This window comes from Pantoea sp. Tr-811 (assembly GCF_011752535.1).
Lineage (GTDB): Bacteria > Pseudomonadota > Gammaproteobacteria > Pseudomonadales > Pseudomonadaceae > Aquipseudomonas.
Window position 1 is genome coordinate 1 of sequence record NZ_VWXJ01000084.1, and the last position, 255, is coordinate 255.

At 59.6% G+C, this 255-nt stretch carries 1 protein-coding gene; it reads right to left on the reverse strand.

Annotated elements, in window-relative coordinates:
- Positions 1-255, reverse strand: a 255-nt coding sequence (locus F3J44_RS29520; protein ID WP_167278021.1) for an immunoglobulin-like domain-containing protein, incomplete at both ends; no start/stop codon positions are given.

Consider the following 255-nt stretch of genomic DNA (forward strand, 5'->3'; position numbering starts at 1 on the left):
TGGCAGTCAGGCTCAGCCCGGTGTTATCGAGGTTCGACGGATCGTCGTTCACCACGGTGCTTGGAGTACCAGCGGTTTCCAGCTTCTCGTAGTTGCCACCGGTCACACCAGTGATGCTGTTGGTCAGTGGCACGTTGGTGTTGTAGACGTTGTTCGGTGCAACGAAGTTGACCGAACCGGAGCTATCGCCCACGGCGATGGTGATGGTCTGGCCGTTGGCCAGCGAAACCACCAGCGGAGCGCCAGTTACGGGTG